The 18,880-nt window shown below is 65.8% G+C and carries 16 protein-coding genes and 1 pseudogene; 13 read left to right on the top strand and 4 right to left on the bottom strand.

The window, feature by feature from the left end; all coding sequences use genetic code 11:
• Positions 1-220 precede the first annotated feature (220 nt).
• The 7 genes and pseudogenes from L5G28_RS00450 to L5G28_RS00425 all read left to right on the top strand — a co-directional run bounded on the left by L5G28_RS00450 (position 221) and on the right by L5G28_RS00425 (position 9,155).
• Positions 221-1,414, top strand: coding sequence for a hypothetical protein (locus tag L5G28_RS00450; protein WP_236999858.1), 1,194 nt, complete (start codon positions 221-223; stop codon positions 1,412-1,414).
• The gene (locus L5G28_RS19470) at positions 1,399-1,770 is read left to right on the top strand and encodes a DUF6188 family protein (RefSeq protein ID WP_372477129.1); all 372 of its coding nucleotides are present in this window, start codon (positions 1,399-1,401) and stop codon (positions 1,768-1,770) included. The genes L5G28_RS00450 and L5G28_RS19470 overlap by 16 nt, the downstream gene beginning before the upstream one ends.
• A gap of 1,028 nt (positions 1,771-2,798) precedes the next feature.
• Positions 2,799-3,392, top strand: a pseudogene (locus L5G28_RS00445) (IS256 family transposase); the annotation flags it as partial.
• 151 nt (positions 3,393-3,543) lie between these two features.
• On the top strand, positions 3,544-3,897 hold the full coding sequence (locus L5G28_RS19365) for an antitoxin Xre/MbcA/ParS toxin-binding domain-containing protein (RefSeq protein ID WP_236999857.1): 354 nt from the start codon (positions 3,544-3,546) through the stop codon (positions 3,895-3,897).
• A gap of 447 nt (positions 3,898-4,344) precedes the next feature.
• The gene (gene clpB, locus L5G28_RS00435; RefSeq protein WP_236999856.1) at positions 4,345-6,897 is read left to right on the top strand and encodes an ATP-dependent chaperone ClpB; all 2,553 of its coding nucleotides are present in this window, start codon (positions 4,345-4,347) and stop codon (positions 6,895-6,897) included.
• A gap of 365 nt (positions 6,898-7,262) precedes the next feature.
• The gene (gnd, locus tag L5G28_RS00430) at positions 7,263-8,708 is read left to right on the top strand and encodes an NADP-dependent phosphogluconate dehydrogenase (RefSeq protein WP_236999855.1); all 1,446 of its coding nucleotides are present in this window, start codon (positions 7,263-7,265) and stop codon (positions 8,706-8,708) included.
• A gap of 69 nt (positions 8,709-8,777) precedes the next feature.
• On the top strand, positions 8,778-9,155 hold the full coding sequence (locus L5G28_RS00425) for a PPOX class F420-dependent oxidoreductase (RefSeq protein ID WP_236999854.1): 378 nt from the start codon (positions 8,778-8,780) through the stop codon (positions 9,153-9,155).
• A 1-nt stretch (position 9,156) separates the two neighbouring features.
• On the opposite strand, the gene L5G28_RS00420 is transcribed toward L5G28_RS00425, so the two are convergent.
• The gene (locus tag L5G28_RS00420; RefSeq protein ID WP_236999853.1) at positions 9,157-10,374 is read right to left on the bottom strand and encodes a M20 family metallopeptidase; all 1,218 of its coding nucleotides are present in this window, start codon (positions 10,372-10,374) and stop codon (positions 9,157-9,159) included.
• Positions 10,375-10,441: 67 nt separating this feature from the next.
• Between L5G28_RS00420 and L5G28_RS00415 the strand changes: the two genes are divergently transcribed.
• The 3 genes from L5G28_RS00415 to L5G28_RS00405 are packed head-to-tail and all read left to right on the top strand — an operon-like array spanning position 10,442 to position 12,663.
• Positions 10,442-11,407: a TtfA family protein gene (locus L5G28_RS00415; protein WP_236999852.1), complete on the top strand. Its 966-nt coding sequence runs from the start codon at positions 10,442-10,444 to the stop codon at positions 11,405-11,407.
• Between the two features lie 31 nt (positions 11,408-11,438).
• Complete coding sequence (gene pyrE, locus L5G28_RS00410) at positions 11,439-11,981, top strand: orotate phosphoribosyltransferase (protein ID WP_236996772.1); 543 nt, start codon at positions 11,439-11,441, stop codon at positions 11,979-11,981.
• On the top strand, positions 11,974-12,663 hold the full coding sequence (locus tag L5G28_RS00405) for a TrmH family RNA methyltransferase (RefSeq protein WP_236999851.1): 690 nt from the start codon (positions 11,974-11,976) through the stop codon (positions 12,661-12,663). Before pyrE ends, L5G28_RS00405 begins: the two co-directional genes overlap by 8 nt.
• 189 nt (positions 12,664-12,852) lie before the next feature.
• Here the strand turns inward: L5G28_RS00405 and L5G28_RS00400 are convergent, their stop codons facing one another.
• Complete coding sequence (locus tag L5G28_RS00400) at positions 12,853-13,494, bottom strand: TetR/AcrR family transcriptional regulator (RefSeq protein WP_236999850.1); 642 nt, start codon at positions 13,492-13,494, stop codon at positions 12,853-12,855.
• A 53-nt stretch (positions 13,495-13,547) separates the two neighbouring features.
• Here L5G28_RS00400 and L5G28_RS00395 point away from each other — a divergent pair, with 53 nt between their 5' ends.
• A complete protein-coding gene (locus tag L5G28_RS00395) occupies positions 13,548-15,128 on the top strand; it encodes a GMC oxidoreductase (RefSeq protein WP_236999849.1) in 1,581 nt (526 codons plus the stop codon).
• 14 nt (positions 15,129-15,142) lie between these two features.
• Here L5G28_RS00395 and L5G28_RS00390 read toward each other — a convergent pair whose 3' ends face one another.
• Positions 15,143-15,859 (bottom strand): DedA family protein, encoded by a 717-nt coding sequence (locus L5G28_RS00390; protein ID WP_236999848.1) that lies wholly within the window; start codon positions 15,857-15,859, stop codon positions 15,143-15,145.
• A 145-nt stretch (positions 15,860-16,004) separates the two neighbouring features.
• On the opposite strand from L5G28_RS00390, the gene fbaA reads away from it, so the two are divergent.
• Complete coding sequence (fbaA, locus tag L5G28_RS00385) at positions 16,005-17,039, top strand: class II fructose-bisphosphate aldolase (RefSeq protein ID WP_236999847.1); 1,035 nt, start codon at positions 16,005-16,007, stop codon at positions 17,037-17,039.
• Positions 17,040-17,132: 93 nt separating this feature from the next.
• On the opposite strand, the gene L5G28_RS00380 is transcribed toward fbaA, so the two are convergent.
• The gene (locus L5G28_RS00380; protein WP_236999846.1) at positions 17,133-18,323 is read right to left on the bottom strand and encodes an Rv0361 family membrane protein; all 1,191 of its coding nucleotides are present in this window, start codon (positions 18,321-18,323) and stop codon (positions 17,133-17,135) included.
• Between the two features lie 117 nt (positions 18,324-18,440).
• Between L5G28_RS00380 and L5G28_RS00375 the strand changes: the two genes are divergently transcribed.
• On the top strand, positions 18,441-18,869 hold the full coding sequence (locus tag L5G28_RS00375) for a DUF3151 domain-containing protein (protein WP_236999845.1): 429 nt from the start codon (positions 18,441-18,443) through the stop codon (positions 18,867-18,869).
• The last annotated feature ends 11 nt before the right edge of the window (positions 18,870-18,880 follow it).

The following is an 18,880-nucleotide window of genomic DNA, read 5'->3' as shown; positions in this document are numbered from 1 at the left end:
CGGGCCCGAGCTCAGTGATCAGGCACTCCTGGCACCCTCCTCCGACGACGGTACGATTCCGTTGCCGGTGTGGGCGATCGCGGGCGCCGCGGCTGTGGCCGCGGCCAGCCCACGCGGACGATCCCTACTTAAACGCGGAGGATCTACTCGGGCGACAGTGGGCCCATCGAGGATGGTGCTTGTACACGACGAATCCTCACCGACCTCCTACTGGTTCGCGATGAACGTCCCTGACGGCGGCTACACCAAGATCAATCCAGACGGCTCGGCGACCATCTACGACAAAGACGGCAACGCGATCCGCCAGGTTGCCCGCCCGTGGGCGTTCGACGCGGCCGCCCGGCCACAAAAGACCTGGTACACCGTCGATGAGAACGGCGACCTGATCCAGCACGTCGAAACGGCAGAGAACGCGATCTTCCCCGTTGTGGCCGATCCAGTGGTCGACCGTACGAGCGGCGACACCGAGGCAGAAACAACCCGGCGTGCCGAAGAGGTTGCACGTGAAGAACTTGCGCGCCAGGAGGCCCAGCGAGCTCTCGAAGAGGCCGAACGTGCCCGTCAGGAGGAGCAGGCTCGCCAAGAAGGGCAGGCACGTCAGGAGGAGCAGGCACGTCAGGAGGAGCAGGCACGTCAGGAGGAGCAGGCACGTCAAGAAGAGCAGGCACGCCAAGAGGAGTCCACGCCTGAGGGGGACAGTGGGGGAAGTGGCTCTGGAGGCGGCGCAGGAGACGGAGCCGGTACGGGCAGTGGTAACGGGACCGGAACGGGTAGCGGCCCTTCGGCACCTGCACCCGGCGCTGGGACTGATCCAGGCCACGAACCGGGGCAACCCGATTCTCAAGACGGCAATAGCCAGATCAAACCCATGTTCTTCGGAATCGACGACTTTATCGCTGGCTCGGTCATACTCGGGTTCGTGACCGCCGCGATGGCCGCATTGATCGCCGAGTACGGAATACAGTGGCTCTACGACCACCGAGACCAGATCCCCGATCTCCTACAAGACAAACTGCCAGGCTTCATCAGCGCGCCAGCCGCCACGATCGCCGGAGTCATCGCAAAATTCTTCGCAGACAACGCGCCAGCGGACGAACCACCACGAACTCCCCCTTATCAGGGACGGGGGGCTGAGCCCCCCTCTAAACCGGATGTAGTCCCTGACGACTGGGTACCACGTGAGGCGGATAACGGAAAGGGGTGGGTATGGCAGCGGCCAGGGGCCAATTCTAATGAGGACTCCGTTCGAATCATGGAGCCTACGCCCAAGTATCCAAACGGGTATGTTCGGATATATAACGAGCATGGGCAACCTATTGATTTGAACGGAAAGCCGGGAGGGCGACCGGAAACGCATATTCCACTGAAGCCTGACGGAACGTACGAAATACCTAAAGGATGGAGTCCAAATTGATGAAGGAAATTCCAATTTCCGGGTCCACGGTTGTCGGAATCACTGCCGGGTATGCGATCAACATCGCCCTATCTAATGGTGGTGGTATTTCAATCGAGGACCCAGTCAGGATAGTAAGCGGTGCTGGTATTGTCGCTGTCGATCCATCCTCTGGAAGTCCTGACGTTAGCCCGATCGAGAAAGGGATTCTCGATCGAAGGGTCGAAGGCGCTTCATGTGGCGACGACTACACGCTATCTGTGCTACTCGATAACGGAGTCGCATTGATTGTCGCGCCGAATAAGGACGGGTATGAGTCGTGGTCCGTGTCGGTACCGCCAGACTATTATATCGTTGGTAACGCTGAGTTCTCTTAAGTTGATCTGAACGCAGACGGCGTCCCTCACCCCGAAGCGGCTGGAGCGGCCGGGCGTTGACCCGGTAGGTGCGGCTGTGGTCAATGGGTTAAACAACCCTGCTCAGCCCGCTCAGTCTGACCTGCTGATGCATTCAGGCACCGATTAAGCTCCCGCAACCGCAGCTGGAGCGGATCCGAAAGCTTGCCGCCGCTGTCGCTGCCCTGGTAGGGATATGGATATTAAGAATGGGGTGGGCCTGGTGAAGGTAGTACGAGTAGGGGGCCGTAAGGCCCGTTGCCACGGTAGCTGTAGTTGAACGCGTTCCCTTGGATGCTCGCACTGTCGGCGAAGGATCGGCAGACCTTCGCGCAGGACCTTGTCGACGCCGTGCGGGCCTCGTTCTTTACCGACCGACCAGCCGCACCGGGCGCGGGTTTCTGTGTGGAGGTGGTTAGTCAGACCGTTGTCGGGGCGAGCCTATCCTCTTCTGCTGCTTCACAGAGCCACTCTGGAACATCGCGACCGTCATACTCGCGGATTTCGATGGCTGCGCGCGCTGCGGCAGCCGCTACTCGAGGACGAGGTCGGCGCTGTGCGGGCTTCTTTTCGGTGGTTGTCATCGCTGGCCCTCCTCGGTGTTCTCGCCGTGCTCGATGCCTGCGCACGCAAAACAGGGATCGTTGGCGGCGGTGGCAGCATCACGACTGCCGCCGTCATCTAACCTCAATCTTTCGTCGGGGGCATCTCCCCGTCTGAGTGGTTCGGATTGATTGCGGCAGAGCCGATTATGCAGGTCGGGTACGACAGACTGGCCGGATGCCGCCGGATCGCGGCCGGGCTTCACGGGCCCGGGGGTGTCTTTCAGGTCGTTCGGATACAAGCGAGCGCCCTGGTCAACTGCTGTTTTCGAAGCCGTTCGAGAAGGCGTGTCAGATGGTCTGTGTAAGCGGTGAGGTTCAACCCTGAAGGGAACCGCTGTAGTGACTGTCAATCATGATGTGAGCGTGGATGATTCGCGTGCAGGGCAACGCCGTCGGCAGACCGAGATGGCAGGCGAGCTGATCGCCTCCGGGGCGTTGGATGACGTGTTCGCGCGCATCGATGCCGGCGAGCCGGTCGGCGGGCAGGACGGTCTGCTGAACTCGCTTCTCAAAGCGACCCTCGAACGAGGCCTGAATGCCGAGCTGACCGAGCACCTCGGCTACGAGGCCGGGGATCGGGATGCGGCGTCGTTTTCGAACTCCCGCAATGGATACGCCGCCAAGACCGTGGCGACCGAGATCGGTGATGTGGCGTTGTCGGTCCCGCGGGACCGCGACGGCAGCTTCACTCCGATGCTGGTCCGCAAGGGCCAACGCCGCCTCGACGGCCTGGATGCGACGATCGTCTCGCTCTACGCCGGGGGCATGACGATCCGCGATATCCAACACCACCTCGCGAGCACGATCGGCACCGACCTGTCGCACGAGACGATCTCGAAGATCACCGAGGAGGTCGCCGACGAGGTCGCCAAATGGCAGACCCGCGACCTGGAAGCGCTGTATCCGGTGATCTACCTCGATGCGATCATCGTCAAGATCCGCGATGGCGGGCACGTGCGCAACAAGGCCGCCCACCTCGCCGTCGGCGTCGACATGGACGCGACGGGCTGACCGGGTTCGCCGACGCGGTGGAGGCGCAAGCGACCTACGCTCACCCCACGACGACCGCGCCCGCGACCGTCTAACCACGGAACGAAACCCAGGGCGCTTCACACGGATTTCGGGTATTCACATGGATTAGGGCGTAATTGTGTCTACGCAGGCGTTTCACGACACCGTCTTGACGCCTGCGTCGGTGATGGTGTCGAAAGCGTCTGACGTTCTTGGGGTGGAGTTGGCGATGAGCGCCCTCGGCGTGGCCGATCGTCGGACACTCATGCGCTGGCGTAGCGGCGCCCCGATACGTGCGGTGCGTGCGCGGATGCGTCTGCAAGCGGTGTTCTTGATCATCAGCGAACTCGAGCAATCCCTGACGCCTGTTCAGATTCCCGCATGGTTCACGACGCCGAATCCGGCGTTTGGCTATCGCACTGCCCTCGACATGCTCATCGAGGAATCTCTGGACACCGTCGTCCCGACAATCCTGGAGACTGCTTCACGGTAGGTAGGGCCGAGGCGGCAGCGGCAGGGACCAACTATGGCGTTCCGGACTATGGGTTCGGCTACGCGGCGCACGTTCGTCCAGTCGCGAGGGTCAGTTCTCAACGGAGTTGAAGGCTTGCGCGGCGGGTGAGACTGACTCGGTGTGCACCGCCCGGTCAGGTGGCGATGGCTTCGGAGGGGCGGTGTTGTTCGGCGCGTCGGTCCAGACTTCGTAACGCAAGTGACGAGTGTGACGTTTGAGTTCAGCAGTCCAGGCTTTTGTGTGGATAGTCCAGACTCCTGGCGCCTGCGGCAGCTACTCAAGATGGCGCACATCACAATTGTCTAGGAACTTTAGCGGAACAGACTCAACCCGGTTCGAGTTGAACTAACCGAACGGCAAACATGAGCCGTATAGACTAAGGTTCGGAAACAGGTTCCGGGCTCCGATCAACGGAAAGGCAACCCAGTGGACAGCTTCACTCCCACGACCAAGACGCAGGCTGCGCTGCAGGCTGCTGTCCAGGACGCAGCCGCCTCGGGCAACCCCGATGTGCGGCCCGCACACATCCTCGCCGCGCTTCTCGAGCAGAGCGACGGCATCGCATCGCCGCTACTCAAGGCGGTCGGCGTCGACCCCGTGCACATGCGCTCGGAGGCGAACGCCCTCGTTGGCCGTGCGCCGACGGTGGCCAGCAACAGCGGTCAGCCGACGCTCTCGCGTGAGGCGATCGCAGCGGTCACCGCTGCGCAGAATCTCGCGACCGAGATGGGCGACGACTACGTCTCTACCGAGCATCTGATGGTCGGCCTCGCCACTGGCGACTCCGACGTCGCACGACTCCTCACCGACGCGGGCGCCTCCCCGGAGGCTCTGCGCGAGGCGTTCGTGTCCGTGCGCGGTACCGGTCGCGTCACCAGCGAGGACCCCGAGTCGACCTATCAGGCACTCGAGAAGTACTCGACCGACCTCACCCAGCGCGCCCGTGCGGGCGAACTCGACCCGGTGATCGGCCGCGACAGCGAGATCCGTCGCGTCGTGCAGGTCCTGTCCCGTCGCACCAAGAACAACCCGGTGCTCATCGGCGAACCGGGCGTTGGCAAGACGGCCATCGTCGAAGGCCTCGCCCAGCGGGTGATCGCAGGAGACGTCCCCGAGTCACTGCGCGGCAAGACTGTCATCTCGCTCGACCTCGGCTCGATGGTCGCGGGCGCCAAGTACCGCGGCGAATTCGAGGAACGACTCAAGGCCGTCCTCGACGAGATCAAGGGGTCCGACGGGCAGATCATCACGTTCATCGACGAGCTGCATACCATCGTCGGCGCCGGCGCGACCGGCGAGTCGGCGATGGACGCGGGCAACATGATCAAGCCGATGCTCGCCCGCGGCGAACTGCGGCTGGTCGGAGCGACGACGCTTGAGGAGTACCGGCAGTACATCGAGAAGGACGCCGCGCTGGAACGGCGCTTCCAGCAGGTCTACGTCGGCGAACCGTCCGTGGAGGACACCATCGGCATCCTGCGCGGACTCAAGGACCGGTACGAGGTGCACCACGGCGTGCGCATCACCGACTCCGCGCTCGTGTCCGCGGCTACCCTCTCGGACCGCTACATCACCTCGCGCTTCCTGCCAGACAAGGCCATCGACCTCGTCGACGAGGCCGCGTCGCGCCTGCGCATGGAGATCGACTCGCGTCCGGTCGAGATCGACGAAGTCGAACGGGTGGTCCGACGCCTCGAAGTGGAAGAGGTCGCTCTGGAGAAGGAGACCGACGCCGCGTCGAAGGATCGCCTGGAGAAGCTGCGCGGCGAACTCGCCGACCACCGCGAGAAGCTCAACGAGCTGCTCGCGCGCTGGCAGAGCGAGAAGACCGCGATCGACGCCGTCCGCGACGTCAAGGAGCAGCTCGAACGGCTCCGCGGCGAAGCCGACCGTGCCGAACGCGACGGTGACCTGGGACAGGCCGCCGAACTGCGGTACGGGCGGATCCCCGGGCTCGAGAAGGAACTCGAGGCTGCGATCGAGAAATCCGGGGGAGACCCCGACCAGGACGTGATGCTGCAGGAGGAAGTCGGACCCGACGACGTCGCCGAAGTGGTGTCGGCGTGGACCGGTGTTCCGGCGGGCAAGATGCTCGAAGGCGAGACCGCCAAACTGCTGCGCATGGAGGACGAACTCGGTCGCCGCGTGATCGGGCAGAAGGCCGCGGTGGGAGCGGTGTCGGACGCGGTTCGTCGAGCACGCGCAGGCGTCGCCGACCCGAACCGTCCGCTCGGCTCATTCCTGTTCCTCGGCCCGACCGGCGTCGGCAAGACGGAGCTGGCCAAGGCTCTCGGCGAGTTCCTGTTCGACGACGAACGCGCTCTCATCCGCATCGACATGAGCGAGTACGGCGAGAAGCACAGCGTCGCCCGACTCGTCGGCGCCCCTCCCGGGTACGTCGGTTACGAGTCCGGCGGGCAGCTGACCGAAGCCGTCCGTCGTCGCCCGTACTCGGTGGTCCTGTTCGACGAGGTCGAGAAGGCGCACCCGGACGTGTTCGACGTGCTGCTCCAGGTTCTCGACGAAGGTCGGCTGACCGACGGTCAGGGACGCACGGTGGACTTCCGCAACACCATCCTCATCCTGACGTCCAACCTGGGCGCAGGCGGCGACAAGGACACCGTGATGGCGGCCGTCCGCGCGGCGTTCAAACCCGAGTTCATCAACCGTCTCGACGACGTCGTGATCTTCGACGCGTTGAGCCCGGAAGAACTCGAGTCGATCGTCGACATCCAGCTCGGCCAACTCGACAAGCGTCTGGCCCAGCGGCGACTGAGCCTCGAAGTGACGCCGAAGGCCAAGGAATGGCTGGCCGAACGTGGCTTCGACCCGCTGTACGGTGCGCGCCCGCTGCGCCGCCTCATCCAGCAGGCCATCGGCGACCAACTCGCCAAGGCACTGCTCGCAGGCGGCATCCGTGACGGCGACGTGGTCCCGGTCAACGTCAGCGGCGACGGCGAATCACTCGTCATCGGCTGACCCGCCGCACCGACCGAAGGTCCCGCCCCCGAGAAGGGGAGCGGGACCTTTCGCGTCAGTGATCCCGCGAAAACTACACCGATCCCGCGAAAACTACACCGATCCCGCGAAACCTACACCGATCCCGCGAAACCTACACCGATCCCGCGAAACCTACACCGCTCACGCCGGACATCGAGTGATAGACCGATGTTCGCCCCACACGGTGTAGGTTTCGAGCGCTGAGCCGTTGCGAGCCGCGGATCCGCCGATCTGACGGTCCGTGTGTCGCACCGCACAGGGCCTCGTTCGCGGCCGCGTCAACGCGATCTGCGGAGACATTGCAAGATAGAAGAAACCCGAGACTTCTATCGATGGAGACACACATGGCTGACCAAGCGACCGCACGCGCTCAGATCGGAGTCACCGGACTCGCCGTCATGGGCTCGAACATCGCCCGCAACTTCGCCCGCAACGGCTACACCGTCGCGCTGCACAACCGCAGCATCGGAAAGACCGACGCCCTGATCGCCGAGCACGGCGGCGACGGCGAGTTCGTCCGGACCGAGACCATGACCGAGTTCGTCGCCGCTCTGGAACGTCCGCGTCGCGTGTTGATCATGGTGCAGGCAGGCGCCGCGACCGACTCGGTGATCGAAGACCTCGCGAACCTGATGGAGCCGGGCGACATCATCATCGACGGCGGCAACTCGCTGTACACCGACACCATCCGTCGCGAGAAGGCGATGAGCGAGCGCGGCCTCAACTTCGTCGGTGCGGGCATCTCGGGCGGCGAAGAAGGGGCACTCAACGGCCCGTCGATCATGCCGGGCGGACCCGCAGAATCGTATGAGTCGCTCGGTCCGATGCTCGAGTCGATCGCCGCACAGGTCGACGGTGAACCGTGCTGCACCCACATCGGCGCCGACGGCTCCGGGCACTTCGTCAAGATGGTGCACAACGGCATCGAGTACGCCGACATGCAACTCATCGGCGAAGCCTACGACCTGATGCGCAAGGCCCTCGACCTACCGGTCGCCGATATCGCGGGTGTGTACCGCCAATGGAACACCGGCGACCTCGACTCGTACCTGATCGAGATCACCGCCGAGGTCCTCGCACAGGTCGACGCCGCGACCGGCAAACCGCTCGTCGACGTGATCGTCGACGCCGCAGGTCAGAAGGGCACCGGCCGGTGGACGGTCAAGTCGGCGCTCGACCTGGGCATCCCGGTGACCGGTATCGGCGAGGCCGTCTTCGCGCGCGCCCTGTCGAGCGCGGGAGACCAGCGCAAGCAGGCGCAGGGTCTGGCGTCGGGTGCACTCGCCGCGGCCCCGACCGACAAGGACGCGTTCGTCGACGACATCAAGAACGCCCTGTACGCGTCGAAGGTCGTCGCCTACGCGCAGGGCTTCGATCAGATCAAGGCGGGCAGCGTCGAGTACGGCTGGGACGTCAAGCCGGGCGACCTCGCTACGATCTGGCGCGGCGGCTGCATCATCCGTGCCAAGTTCCTCAACCGCATCCGCGAGGCGTACGCCGAGAACCCGGACCTGCCAAGCCTGCTCCTGGCGCCGTACTTCCGTGACGCCGTCGAGAACGCCGTCGACAGCTGGCGCCGCGTCGTCTCCACCGCGACCCTGATGGGCATCCCCGTCCCGGCGTTCGCGTCGTCGCTCGCCTACTACGACGGTCTGCGCGCCGAGCGTCTACCGGCCGCGCTGATCCAGGGCCAGCGCGACTTCTTCGGCGCCCACACCTACCGTCGCACCGACAAGGACGGCTCGTTCCACACCCTGTGGAGCGGCGACCGCACCGAGATCGAAGCGTAAGCCGCACGACAGGGCCGGTCAGGCGCACGATAGGGCCGGTCAGCGGCTCGGCCACGGTACGCTGCGAACATGAGCACCGTCGGGGAGATCGCCGAAGCCAAGTACGTCATGCTGACGACGTATCGGAAGACGGGCGAAGCCGTCGCGTCGCCGCTGTGGGCGGTGCGCGACGGATCCGACCTCGTCATGTGGACGGTTGCCGACTCGTGGAAGGTCAAGCGGCTGCGGAGCGACAACCGGGTGCTCGTCCAGAAGTGTGACGCTCGCGGAAGCAAGACGGTCGGCTCCCAAGTCGCGGGCGTGGGCGCGGTGTTCGACGACGCGACCCGTGCCGCCGACCTGATCGTCAAGAAGTACGGGATCCTCGGTCGGCTGACGATCCTCGGTTCGAGACTGCGACGGGGAGCGGCCGGGACGGTCGAGATCCGCGTGCACGACGTCGTCTGAACTAGTTCCCGGACAGCAGGTCGACCGCGGCCCGCACATAGCTTTGTGCGGCGAACACCAACTCCGACAGGCAGACGGACTCGTCGGGCTGGTGCGCCTGCGTGTTGATGTCGCCGGGGCCGAGCACGACCGTCGGGACGCCGAGCGCGGTGCTGACGAAACCGCCGTCGCAGGCCGCCGTCCACCCGCCGACGGGAGCGTCGAGCGCTGCGCGCGACGCGGCCGACACGAGTCGGTGGTCCGCGTCGGTCGCGAACCCGGGCAAGAACATCGTCGGGGTGACGCGCACTTCGATCCCGTCGACGACGATCCCCGCGGCGTGGATGTCGGCGAGCAATCGTTCACCGATCTCGTGGACGTCCTCGCCGGGCATCAGACGGCGGTCCACGCCGAGCGAGCACGACGGTGCGACCACCGAGATGCCCTGCCCGCCTTCGATGGTTCCGACGTTCCAGGTGCCGAAACCGAGGAGAGCGTCCGGTGACGCCGCCAACCTCGCCTGGTCGGCGCGGATCACGTCGATGACGCGGGCCGCCGCGTCGATCGCGCTGACTCCGTCGCTGGGGCGTCCGGAGTGTGCGGCGCGGCCGGTCACCTCGATCTCGAAGTACGACGCCCCGCGGCATCCGCGGACCACCTCCATCCGGGTCGGCTCGGCGACGATGCAGCCGGCGAACTCGCCGACGCCGGTCGCCCGGTGAAGAAGCCCAGGGTTCGCGACGAGATGACGGACGCCGGTGCCGTGCTCCTCCTCGTCGACTGTCACGACCAGCCCGACCGGGCCCGACAGGTCGATTCCGAACTCGCCTGCCCGCGCCAACACCGACATCGCGGCGACCGCAGCGGCGATCCCGCCCTTCATGTCCGACGCGCCGCGTCCGATGATCCGGTCGCCTGCCCGGCGCGGGACGAACGGGTCCGCCGACCATCCCGGTCCCGGCGGGACGACGTCCGAGTGGCCGAGGAACATCAGCCCCGGTCCGGTGCCGCCGGTGCGTGCCGTCGCGAACAGGTTCGGACGTCCCGGAGCGGCCTCGATGACGTCGACATCGAACCCCGCGGCCCGGCATGCGTCGGCGAGCACCCGAACCGCCGACTCCTCGGTCCCGCCCGGATTGACACTCGGCTCGCCGATCAAAGCGCAGGTCAACGCGTCGATTGCGCCGGAATCGACCGTCTCGAGGAGTTGGTCGAGGCGCTCGTCGCGTCGTACGGTCATCGGATTCCTTTCGGCGGCGTTCGAGTCGGGCATGGTTCGCGGGGCGTTCGATAGTAGGCTATCGCTGATGACCATTGTCTATTTCGTGATTGCGGCGCTCGCACTGGCCGGTGCGGCGGTGCTCCTGTGGCTCGACCGGAACCGGTCGGAGCAGGTCCACCACCAGCGGGCTGTGTGGGGCGAGACGCACTCCTTCAAGTTCCGCGACAGCGACAGCAAGCTGCGCACCGTCTTCAAACGTGCCGCCATGGACGCACCCGAGCACGTTGAGGCGCGCGACGTGGCCTACGGCGTCTACGAGGGCGCCGAAGCGGTCGTGTTCGATCTGGAGGAGACCGCGACCGTGGTCGCCGTCCGACGTCCGGCGGCCTCGTCGGTCACCGTCGACCTCCGGTACGAAGACGTCCTGGCGCCCGCCGAAGACGACGTCGACCTCCTCGGCGCGATGGGGGCACGCGTCATGTTCGCGAGCAACCTCGACGCAGCCCGTCGCATCTGCGACCGCCGCATGGTGACGCTCGCGACCGAGGCGCCCGCGTACCTCGAGATCCTGTGGAACGAAGGCAACTGGGTCCTCGGGTCGATGCCGATCACCACCGACTCCGAGCGGCTCGACGTCGCACTCGACTCGGTGCGTCGCTTCGCCGACCTGCTGCGCGTGCTGCCGCCCGTGACCGACCCGCAGGACTCGCCGGACCCGCGTGACCCGCACGGTCCGATCCGTGAAGAACTCGCGGACGAGAAGACCGAGTCGCTGCGTGACAAGGAACGTCGACGTCGGGCCGAAGCCGCGCGTGCCGCGGAGCCGGGCCAGGAGTCGCTGCTCGACAAGACGCCGCGCCCCGCGGCCCGTCCGGCCGCCCGGCCCGCTCCGCTCGGTGACGAGCCGTCCCGCGTGGAGCCGATCCGCCGTCCCGCACCGCCGACCGAGGCATTCGACTCGCCGGACCCGACGCGTCCGGTGCCTGCGCCGCGGACACCGCGGGTGCCGCCGCCGAACCTGCCTCCCCTGAACGACCCGCGCAACCGCTGACGCCCCGCGTCGCACTGGATGAAGGACACCGATGTCGGACGCTGCTGACCGCGCACGCCTGGCCGAACTCGTCACCGAACTGGCCGTCGTCCACGGCAAGGTGACGCTGTCGTCCGGCAAGGAAGCCGACTACTACGTCGACCTGCGCCGAGCCACTCTGCACCATGAGGCCAGTCGGCTGATCGGCAAGCTGATGCGCGAGATGACCGCCGACTGGGACTACACGTCCGTCGGCGGCCTCACACTCGGAGCCGACCCCGTCGCCACATCGATCATGCACGCCGACGGCCCCGCGGTCGACGCGTTCGTGGTCCGCAAGGCCGCCAAGGCGCACGGTATGCAACGCCGGATCGAAGGCCCGGACATCACCGGTCGGAAGGTGCTCGTCGTCGAAGACACCTCGACCACCGGGGCCTCGCCGTCGCAGGCGGTCGAGGCCGCGCGCGAGGCGGGCGCGGAAGTCGTCGGCGTCGCGACCGTCGTCGACCGCGCGACCGGTGCGGACGAGGTCATCGGAGCGCTCGGCGTGCCGTACCGTTCGCTGCTCGACCTGGCCGATCTCGGCCTTGCCTGACTCTGATCCGCTGACCTCGGACGCGGTCGGCCCCACCGAGTGGGCGACTGGCGTCGGTCCGACGGTCGGCGTCGGGCCGTGGGCGGACGAACACCCCGATCGACGTCCGGACGATCCTCGTCTCGACCCGGTCCTGGTAGCCGACGGCGACCGCCGGAACGTGGTCGACGAGTACCGATACTTCTCGCGCGAAGCGATCATCGCCGATCTGGACACTCGACGCCACGACTTCCACGTAGCCATCGAGAACTGGGCGCACGACGCGAACATCGGCACCGTCGTCCGGACCGCGAACGCGTTCCTCGCCGCCGAAGTCCACATCGTCGGACGCCGCCGCTGGAACCGTCGTGGCGCGATGGTCACCGACAGGTACCAGCACCTGCGTCACCACGAGAGCGTCGACGGCCTCGTCGCGTGGGCACGCGACCACGATCTGGTGGTGGTCGCGGTCGACAACACCCCGGGCGCATCCCGACTGGAGACGGTGGAACTGCCGCGCCGCTGCGTCCTGCTGTTCGGCCAGGAAGGCCCCGGCGTCAGTGAACTGGCGCAGGAGTCGGCGGCGCTGACCGTGTCGATCGCCCAGTTCGGGTCCACGCGCAGCATCAACGCGGGAGTGGCCGCCGGGATCGTCATGCACCGATGGATCGCGGCGCACGCCGACCTCGACACCGCCTGGTGACGTAGGTTTCCGCCAGGTCGACCAGATATCGGGGAAGTACACCTGGGCCGGAAACAAGTTACCAATGAGTAGTGATCTGCATCACAAACGGAACAGAAGGCTTCACAGTTTAAGTCGTGTGACTGATTATTGACGAGCGTGATGCCGCACGATCGATCAGTCAGAGGAGGTGGCGATCACATACGAACTTCAACTGGTCGTTGTCGGTGCGGACCACAGTCCGACGAGTCCGTCGACCATCGCGTCCGAGAACCCCTGCCACGACGTCGAGTCGGAGGCGCCGAGTTCGTTCCTTCTGCGTTCGAAGTCGGCGAACGTTGTGATCAGGATGTTCTGGGTCATGAGGTTGCGGACTTGGACGACCTCTTCGGTCAGGGCAGGCAGGGCGCTGTACATGCCGTTCAGGGTCGCGATCAGGGGCTCCGATAGAGCGGCTTGTGTGTACAGAACGGGGGCGGTCGTCGGCGTGGTCGCCATCGCCATCCAGAACTGGCCGAAATAGCTCGGTCCGGTGCGCGTGCCGATGTACTTCAACTGAGGCTCGATGAGGCACCGCAGCCAATCCCGGAGGTCGGGTTCGGTGCCGATGGTGTCGAGTGTCCGCAACCGGATCGGATCGAGAATCTCTACGTGCAACTCCAGTAACGCGTTCAGAAGCTCTGTGCGCGTGCCGAAGTGGTATCCGACCGCATAGTTGTTCGCCTGGCCGGCAGCTTCGCTGATCTGACGGTTTGATACCGCGTCCAGACCTCGCTCGGCGAAGAGCTTCTCGGCCGCGGACAGCAGGCGGAGTCGCGTCTCGTCCGCTTTCGCGCTCCGATCGTTTTTCACTTGCGCGCTCTCATCGCAGTCAATTGTCCCTCATTGAAAGGCATTTTCCTCGCATGACCATCACACGTCGTACATTTCTCGCCGGAACGCTCGCGGCTGGAACCGCGGGCGCGGGTCTCGCGGTCAGTGGTCGGGCCAGCGCGGCGCCGAGTCGGGTGCGCACGCACGCATCCGACCACCGGGTGATCGTGGTCGGCTCCGGCTTCGGTGGCGCGATCACCGCGCTGCGACTGACACAGGCGGGTGTTCCGGTCCTGCTCCTCGAGCGCGGCCGCGAATGGAAGACCGGACCCAATGCGCGGACGTTCCCGAGTCCCACGAACCCCGACAAACGCATGTTGTGGCACAAGAGCGCACCGCAGCTATTCGGGCGACCGTTCTCGCCGGAGCCGTACGCAGGCCTCGTTGACGCGGTCGTTGGCGACAACATGACGGCGGTCACCGGGGCCTGCCTCGGTGGCGGAAGCCTTCTCTACCAGGGGATGTCGTTGGAGCCGGCGGAGGACGTGTTCAACGAGTTCCTGCCAGAACGACTCGACTGGGCGCGGATGCACGCCACCTACTACCCGCGCGTGTGGAAGATGCTGCGGTTGGAGACGGCACCGGACTCGCTGATCCGCACGCCCGAATACAAGGCGGCACGGTTGTTCGCGTCGCAGGCACGCAAGGCGGGTCTGCCGGTGTCGAAGATCCCGATGCCCATCGACTGGCAGTACGCGCTCGACGAGATCGCGGGCAAGATGCGGCCGTCGTACACGGACGGATCCGGTGCGCTCGGCGTCAACAACGGCGGGAAGCACAGCGTCGACGTCACGTACATCAAACAGGCTCGGGCCACCGGGCTGCTGACCGTCGCGACTCTCCACGAGGTGTCGGATGTGACGCGTGCGAAGGACGGGCGGTGGCGACTGCAGGTGACCCAGACCGACGACAACGGCGACGCGGTCGCGCACAAGACGATGACCACCAAGACACTGGTGATGTCGGCGGGCAGCGTGCACACCACCAGGCTGCTGGTCCGCGCGCGGGACGCGGGCGGCGTCGACCTGCCAGACGGTGTCGGCGCCGGATGGGGAACCAACGCCGACCGCATCTATGTGTGGAGCAACCCCAACCTCGACTTCGGCGCCGTCCAGGGTGGCCCCGTTGTCTACGGCAGCCTGAACTGGGACAAGGTGGACTCCGCCCACACCGTCATCCAGGCGTCCATTCCGTCGTTCGGCGTGGATGCGCACAGCACCATGATGGTCGGCTATGGCGTCAGCCGCTCTCGCGGCGGCCTGCGGTACGACGCGTCAACCGGCGACGCGCGACTTCACTGGCCTGCGGACGGCGACCAACGGATTCAGTGGGGTCACATTCATCCGACAGCACTCAAGATCGCCGGGAGGGGGTCGATGCTCACCGACTCCAACCGAATGCTCAACACCACCTGGCACCCGCTCGGCGGCGCCGCGATGGGCGCGGTGTGCGATCTGGAAGGACGCGTTCACGGACAGAAGGGGCTCTACGTGATCGACGGTGCGCTGATCCCGGGCACGGCCGGAGCCTGCAATCCGTCGATGACCATTGCCGCTGTCGCCGAGCGTGCCCTGGACCGCATCGTCGCGAACGACGTCGGCTCGATCATCTGACCGGGACCCCGCGGTCACTCAGCGGCGACGGCGTCTTCTTCTTCGTGGTTCTTGCCGTTGCGGCGGCGACGCAGCCACTCGAAGACCATCGGCAGCACGGAGACGAGGACGATCACGATGAAGATCGGCTCGATCAACTTCTGGACGATCTCGAACTGGCCGAGCCAGTAGCCGAGCAGCACGATGCCTGCGCCCCAGATGATGGCGCCGACGACGTTGTAGATCGTGAAGACTGCGAACTTCATGCGGGCAGCGCCCGCGACGATCGGGGCGAGCGTGCGCACGATCGGCACGAAACGGGCGAGCAAGATCATGATCGGGCCGTGCTTCTCGAAGAAGTGGTGCGCCTCGTCCAGGTATCGCTGCTTGAGGAAGCGCGCGTCCGGCTTGAACATCGATGTGCCGACGTAGCGGCCGATCCAGTAGCCGATCTGGCCGCCGATCATGCCCGCGATCGGAACACCGATCAGCAGCGGCCACAGTGTCAGGCCGGAGTCGGCGACCTTCTCGGCGTGCTCGCCGGTCTGGCTGCCCGCGGCGATGAGACCGGCGACGAACAGCAGCGAGTCGCCGGGGAGCACGGGGAACAGCACGCCCGATTCGATCAAGATGACGAGCAGCAGGCCCCAAAATGCGACGGGGCCGAAGTATCCGATCAAGTTGAACGGGTCCATGAAGCCGGGCATCAGGGCCACGGTCGAAGTGGTCTCGGCGAGAAGAGTGTCGATCACAGGCCCCAACCCTACCGGTGAAACCTTCCAGAATCCTTAAAGCACCCAGCGGTGGGGTATGGCTCCGTGTCGAACGTGACCTGGCAAACTGTGGTGGAACCCTTAACACACGTGGAGATCTCCACCGGCTCGACAGGACGTGAGTATGCCCATCGCAACACCCGAGAAGTATGCAGAGATGCTCGCCAAGGCGAAGAAGGAGGGCTACGCCTTCCCGGCCATCAACTGCACATCGTCGGAGACGATCAACGCAGCCATCAAGGGCTTCGCTGATGCCGGTAGCGACGGCATCATCCAGTTCTCCACCGGCGGAGCCGAGTTCGGTTCCGGGCTGGGAATCAAAGACATGGTGACCGGTGCGGTCGCGCTCGCCGAGTTCGCACACGTCGTCGCCGACAAGTACGACGTGACGATCGCCCTGCACACCGACCACTGCCCGAAGGACAAGCTCGACGGATTCGTCCGTCCGCTCATCGAGATCTCGCGTGAGCGCGTCGCCAACGGCCAGAACCCGCTGTTCCAGTCGCACATGTGGGACGGTTCGGCTGTGCCGATCGACGAGAACCTGGAGATCGCCAAGGAACTGCTCGCCGCAGCCAAGGCCGCGAACATCATCCTCGAAGTCGAGATCGGCGTCGTCGGCGGCGAAGAGGACGGCGTCGAGAACGAGATCAACGAGAAGCTGTACACGTCGGTGGAAGACTTCGAGAAGACCGTCGACGCTCTCGGCACCGGCGAGAACGGCCACTACCTGCTGGCCGCGACCTTCGGCAATGTGCACGGCGTCTACAAGCCGGGAGGAGTCAAGCTCCGCCCCAGCGTCCTCAAGGACGGGCAGAACGCCGCCATCGCCAAGCTCGGTCTCGACGCCGCCGCGCAGCCGTTCGACTTCGTGTTCCACGGCGGGTCCGGCTCGCTCAAGAGCGAGATCGAAGAGGCCGTCAGCTACGGCGTCATCAAGATGAACGTCGACACCGACACCCAGTACGCGTTCACGCGCCCGGTGGCCGGCCACATGCTGGGCAACTACGACGGGGTGCTCAAGATCGACGGCGAAGTCGGCAACAAGAAGGTCTACGACCCGCGCAGCTACCTGAAGAAGGCTGAGGCCTCGATGACCGAGCGCGTCGTCGAAGCCTGCACCGATCTCGGGTCGTCGAACAAGACGATCGGTCGCTGACCGCCACCGACTGACGCAGAAGGGGCGCCCGAGAATCTCGGGCGCCCCTTCTGGTGTCTCATACAGGCGCCGGGCTCAGTCGGACCCAGCGGGTCAGTCGACCTTGGTGCAGACCTTCCAGTCGTCGCCGACCTTGTGCAAGGTGATCTGAGCGGGCATCTTCTTGCTCGAGTCGCTCGTGTTGTACATGTTGACGCCGGCGCGTGCGGTGTCCCCGTCGATCGCGACCGAGTCGACGTCATCGAACGTCATCAACTCGTTGCGGTTCTTCTGAGTCTCGTACGCCTTTGAGAAGTCCTCGTCGGAGACCGTCGTGTAGTACTTGTTCTCCTCGCCGCACGTGATGTCGCGGAGCTTGGAAAGGTCGCCGTCGGTCATCGCCTCCTGGTACGAGGTGGCGACATCGGCGACCTCGGACTCCGGCGAGCTGCCCTTGAGCAGGTACCACGCGCCGACGGCGACGGCGGCGACCACGACGAGCACGGCGACGAGCGCTGCGACCACCTTGCCGCGGCCCTTCTTCTCGGCCGATGCTTCCGACGGCGCGATGACCTGCGGCGCCGCCTGTTGCTGCTGCTGCTGCGGTCGCGGCTTCTCCGGCGTCGGGGTGGGCGTGGCGGCCGCCATCTTCGCGGTCTCATCGTCCGACCCGGCGGGAGCGGGCTTCTGCGTGTCGATCTTCGTCGTGGCTGCTGCGGCGGCGGCGGGCACCGCGAACTGCTCGGTCGGGGTGGATCCTTCCGACTCCGCAGACTCCTCCTCCGCCGCACTGTCGTCCGCAGGGGTCTCGCCTGCCGCGTCGACGTCGACCGACTCTTCGACGACGGTGCTCGTCGCCGGAGCCTCGACTCGTTCATCGTCAGCGTCGTCGGAGTCACCCGCGACGGCACTCGTCGGCTCGCCGACCACTGTCTCCTCGACCAATCCGGTCGACTCGTCAGCGGTATCGGTGCTCCCGGCGTCGGTGCTCTCCGCTTCTGGGTTGTCCGCTTTTGGGTTGTCCGCTTTTGGTTTGTCACCGTCGGCCGTCGCGCCGCCGCTCGCTGCCGCGGCGGCGGCAGCGACCTCGGTGGGAACCTTGAATGCGCGGGTCGGCGATTCCGAGTCGCCGCCCTTCGGTTCGGGAGCGTCGGAGTCGCCGAGCTTCACCACGGGCGTCGGGCCGTCGGCGGAAGCCGTCGAGTCGCCGGTCGAGGCGTCGTCGGCGGCCTGTTCGCGGCGTGCGCGGAAGGCTCCGACCACCTTGTCGAGGGCGGCGGACTTTTCGTTATCCGAATCAGGCATCTGGCTCTATCCTGTATCGCGTTGAAGTTGACGGTGCGCGAGGCGCGATGTCGAGACTATCTAATGACTGTGGCGTCGGCCTCCTCGGACGGCCCGGATGAATGATTGAATGGCCGAGTGACCTCATTCGGAGACCTTCTCGGACCGCAACCCACCCTCCTCACCGGAGACGACGAGGCAGAATCGGACCTCCTCAACGGTGCAGACCCGGCCACCGTCGCCGCCGGGCACCCGACGGCATCCATCGCGTGGGCCTACCTCGCCGAAGCGGCCCTCGACGGCGAACCCGCCACCGCGGGCGTCATCGCTGCCTACGCGTACGCGCGAACCGGCTACCATCGCGGCCTCGACCAGCTCCGACGCCACGGATGGAAGGGTTTCGGTCCCGTCCCGTGGAGCCATGAACAGAACCAGGGATTCCTCCGCTGCGTCGGCGCGCTGGCGCGCGCCGCCAAGGCCATCGGCGAAGAGGACGAGTACCTGCGTTGCGTCGACCTGCTGAACGACAGCGACCCCCGCGCACTCACCGAACTCGGTATCGGCTGACTCGAACGCGG

Source organism: Gordonia liuliyuniae (assembly GCF_021739025.1).
Classification (GTDB): domain Bacteria; phylum Actinomycetota; class Actinomycetes; order Mycobacteriales; family Mycobacteriaceae; genus Gordonia; species Gordonia liuliyuniae.
Note: the sequence above shows the minus strand (reverse complement) of the source record. Positions and strands in the feature narration are given on the sequence as shown.

Excerpts from the sequence above, each read along its gene's own strand:
- L5G28_RS00420 (WP_236999853.1), bottom strand. The coding sequence starts at position 10,374 with ATGACCGTACGACGCGACGAGCGCCTCGACCAACTCCTCGAGACGGTC.
- L5G28_RS19470 (WP_372477129.1), top strand. The coding sequence starts at position 1,399 with ATGGAGTCCAAATTGATGAAGGAAATTCCAATTTCCGGGTCCACGGTT.
- L5G28_RS00415 (WP_236999852.1), top strand. The coding sequence starts at position 10,442 with ATGACCATTGTCTATTTCGTGATTGCGGCGCTCGCACTGGCCGGTGCG.
- L5G28_RS00380 (WP_236999846.1), bottom strand. The coding sequence starts at position 18,323 with ATGCCTGATTCGGATAACGAAAAGTCCGCCGCCCTCGACAAGGTGGTC.
- L5G28_RS00425 (WP_236999854.1), top strand. The coding sequence starts at position 8,778 with ATGAGCACCGTCGGGGAGATCGCCGAAGCCAAGTACGTCATGCTGACG.
- L5G28_RS00395 (WP_236999849.1), top strand. The coding sequence starts at position 13,548 with ATGACCATCACACGTCGTACATTTCTCGCCGGAACGCTCGCGGCTGGA.
- fbaA (WP_236999847.1), top strand. The coding sequence starts at position 16,005 with ATGCCCATCGCAACACCCGAGAAGTATGCAGAGATGCTCGCCAAGGCG.
- L5G28_RS00450 (WP_236999858.1), top strand. The coding sequence starts at position 221 with ATGAACGTCCCTGACGGCGGCTACACCAAGATCAATCCAGACGGCTCG.
- gnd (WP_236999855.1), top strand. The coding sequence starts at position 7,263 with ATGGCTGACCAAGCGACCGCACGCGCTCAGATCGGAGTCACCGGACTC.
- pyrE (WP_236996772.1), top strand. The coding sequence starts at position 11,439 with ATGTCGGACGCTGCTGACCGCGCACGCCTGGCCGAACTCGTCACCGAA.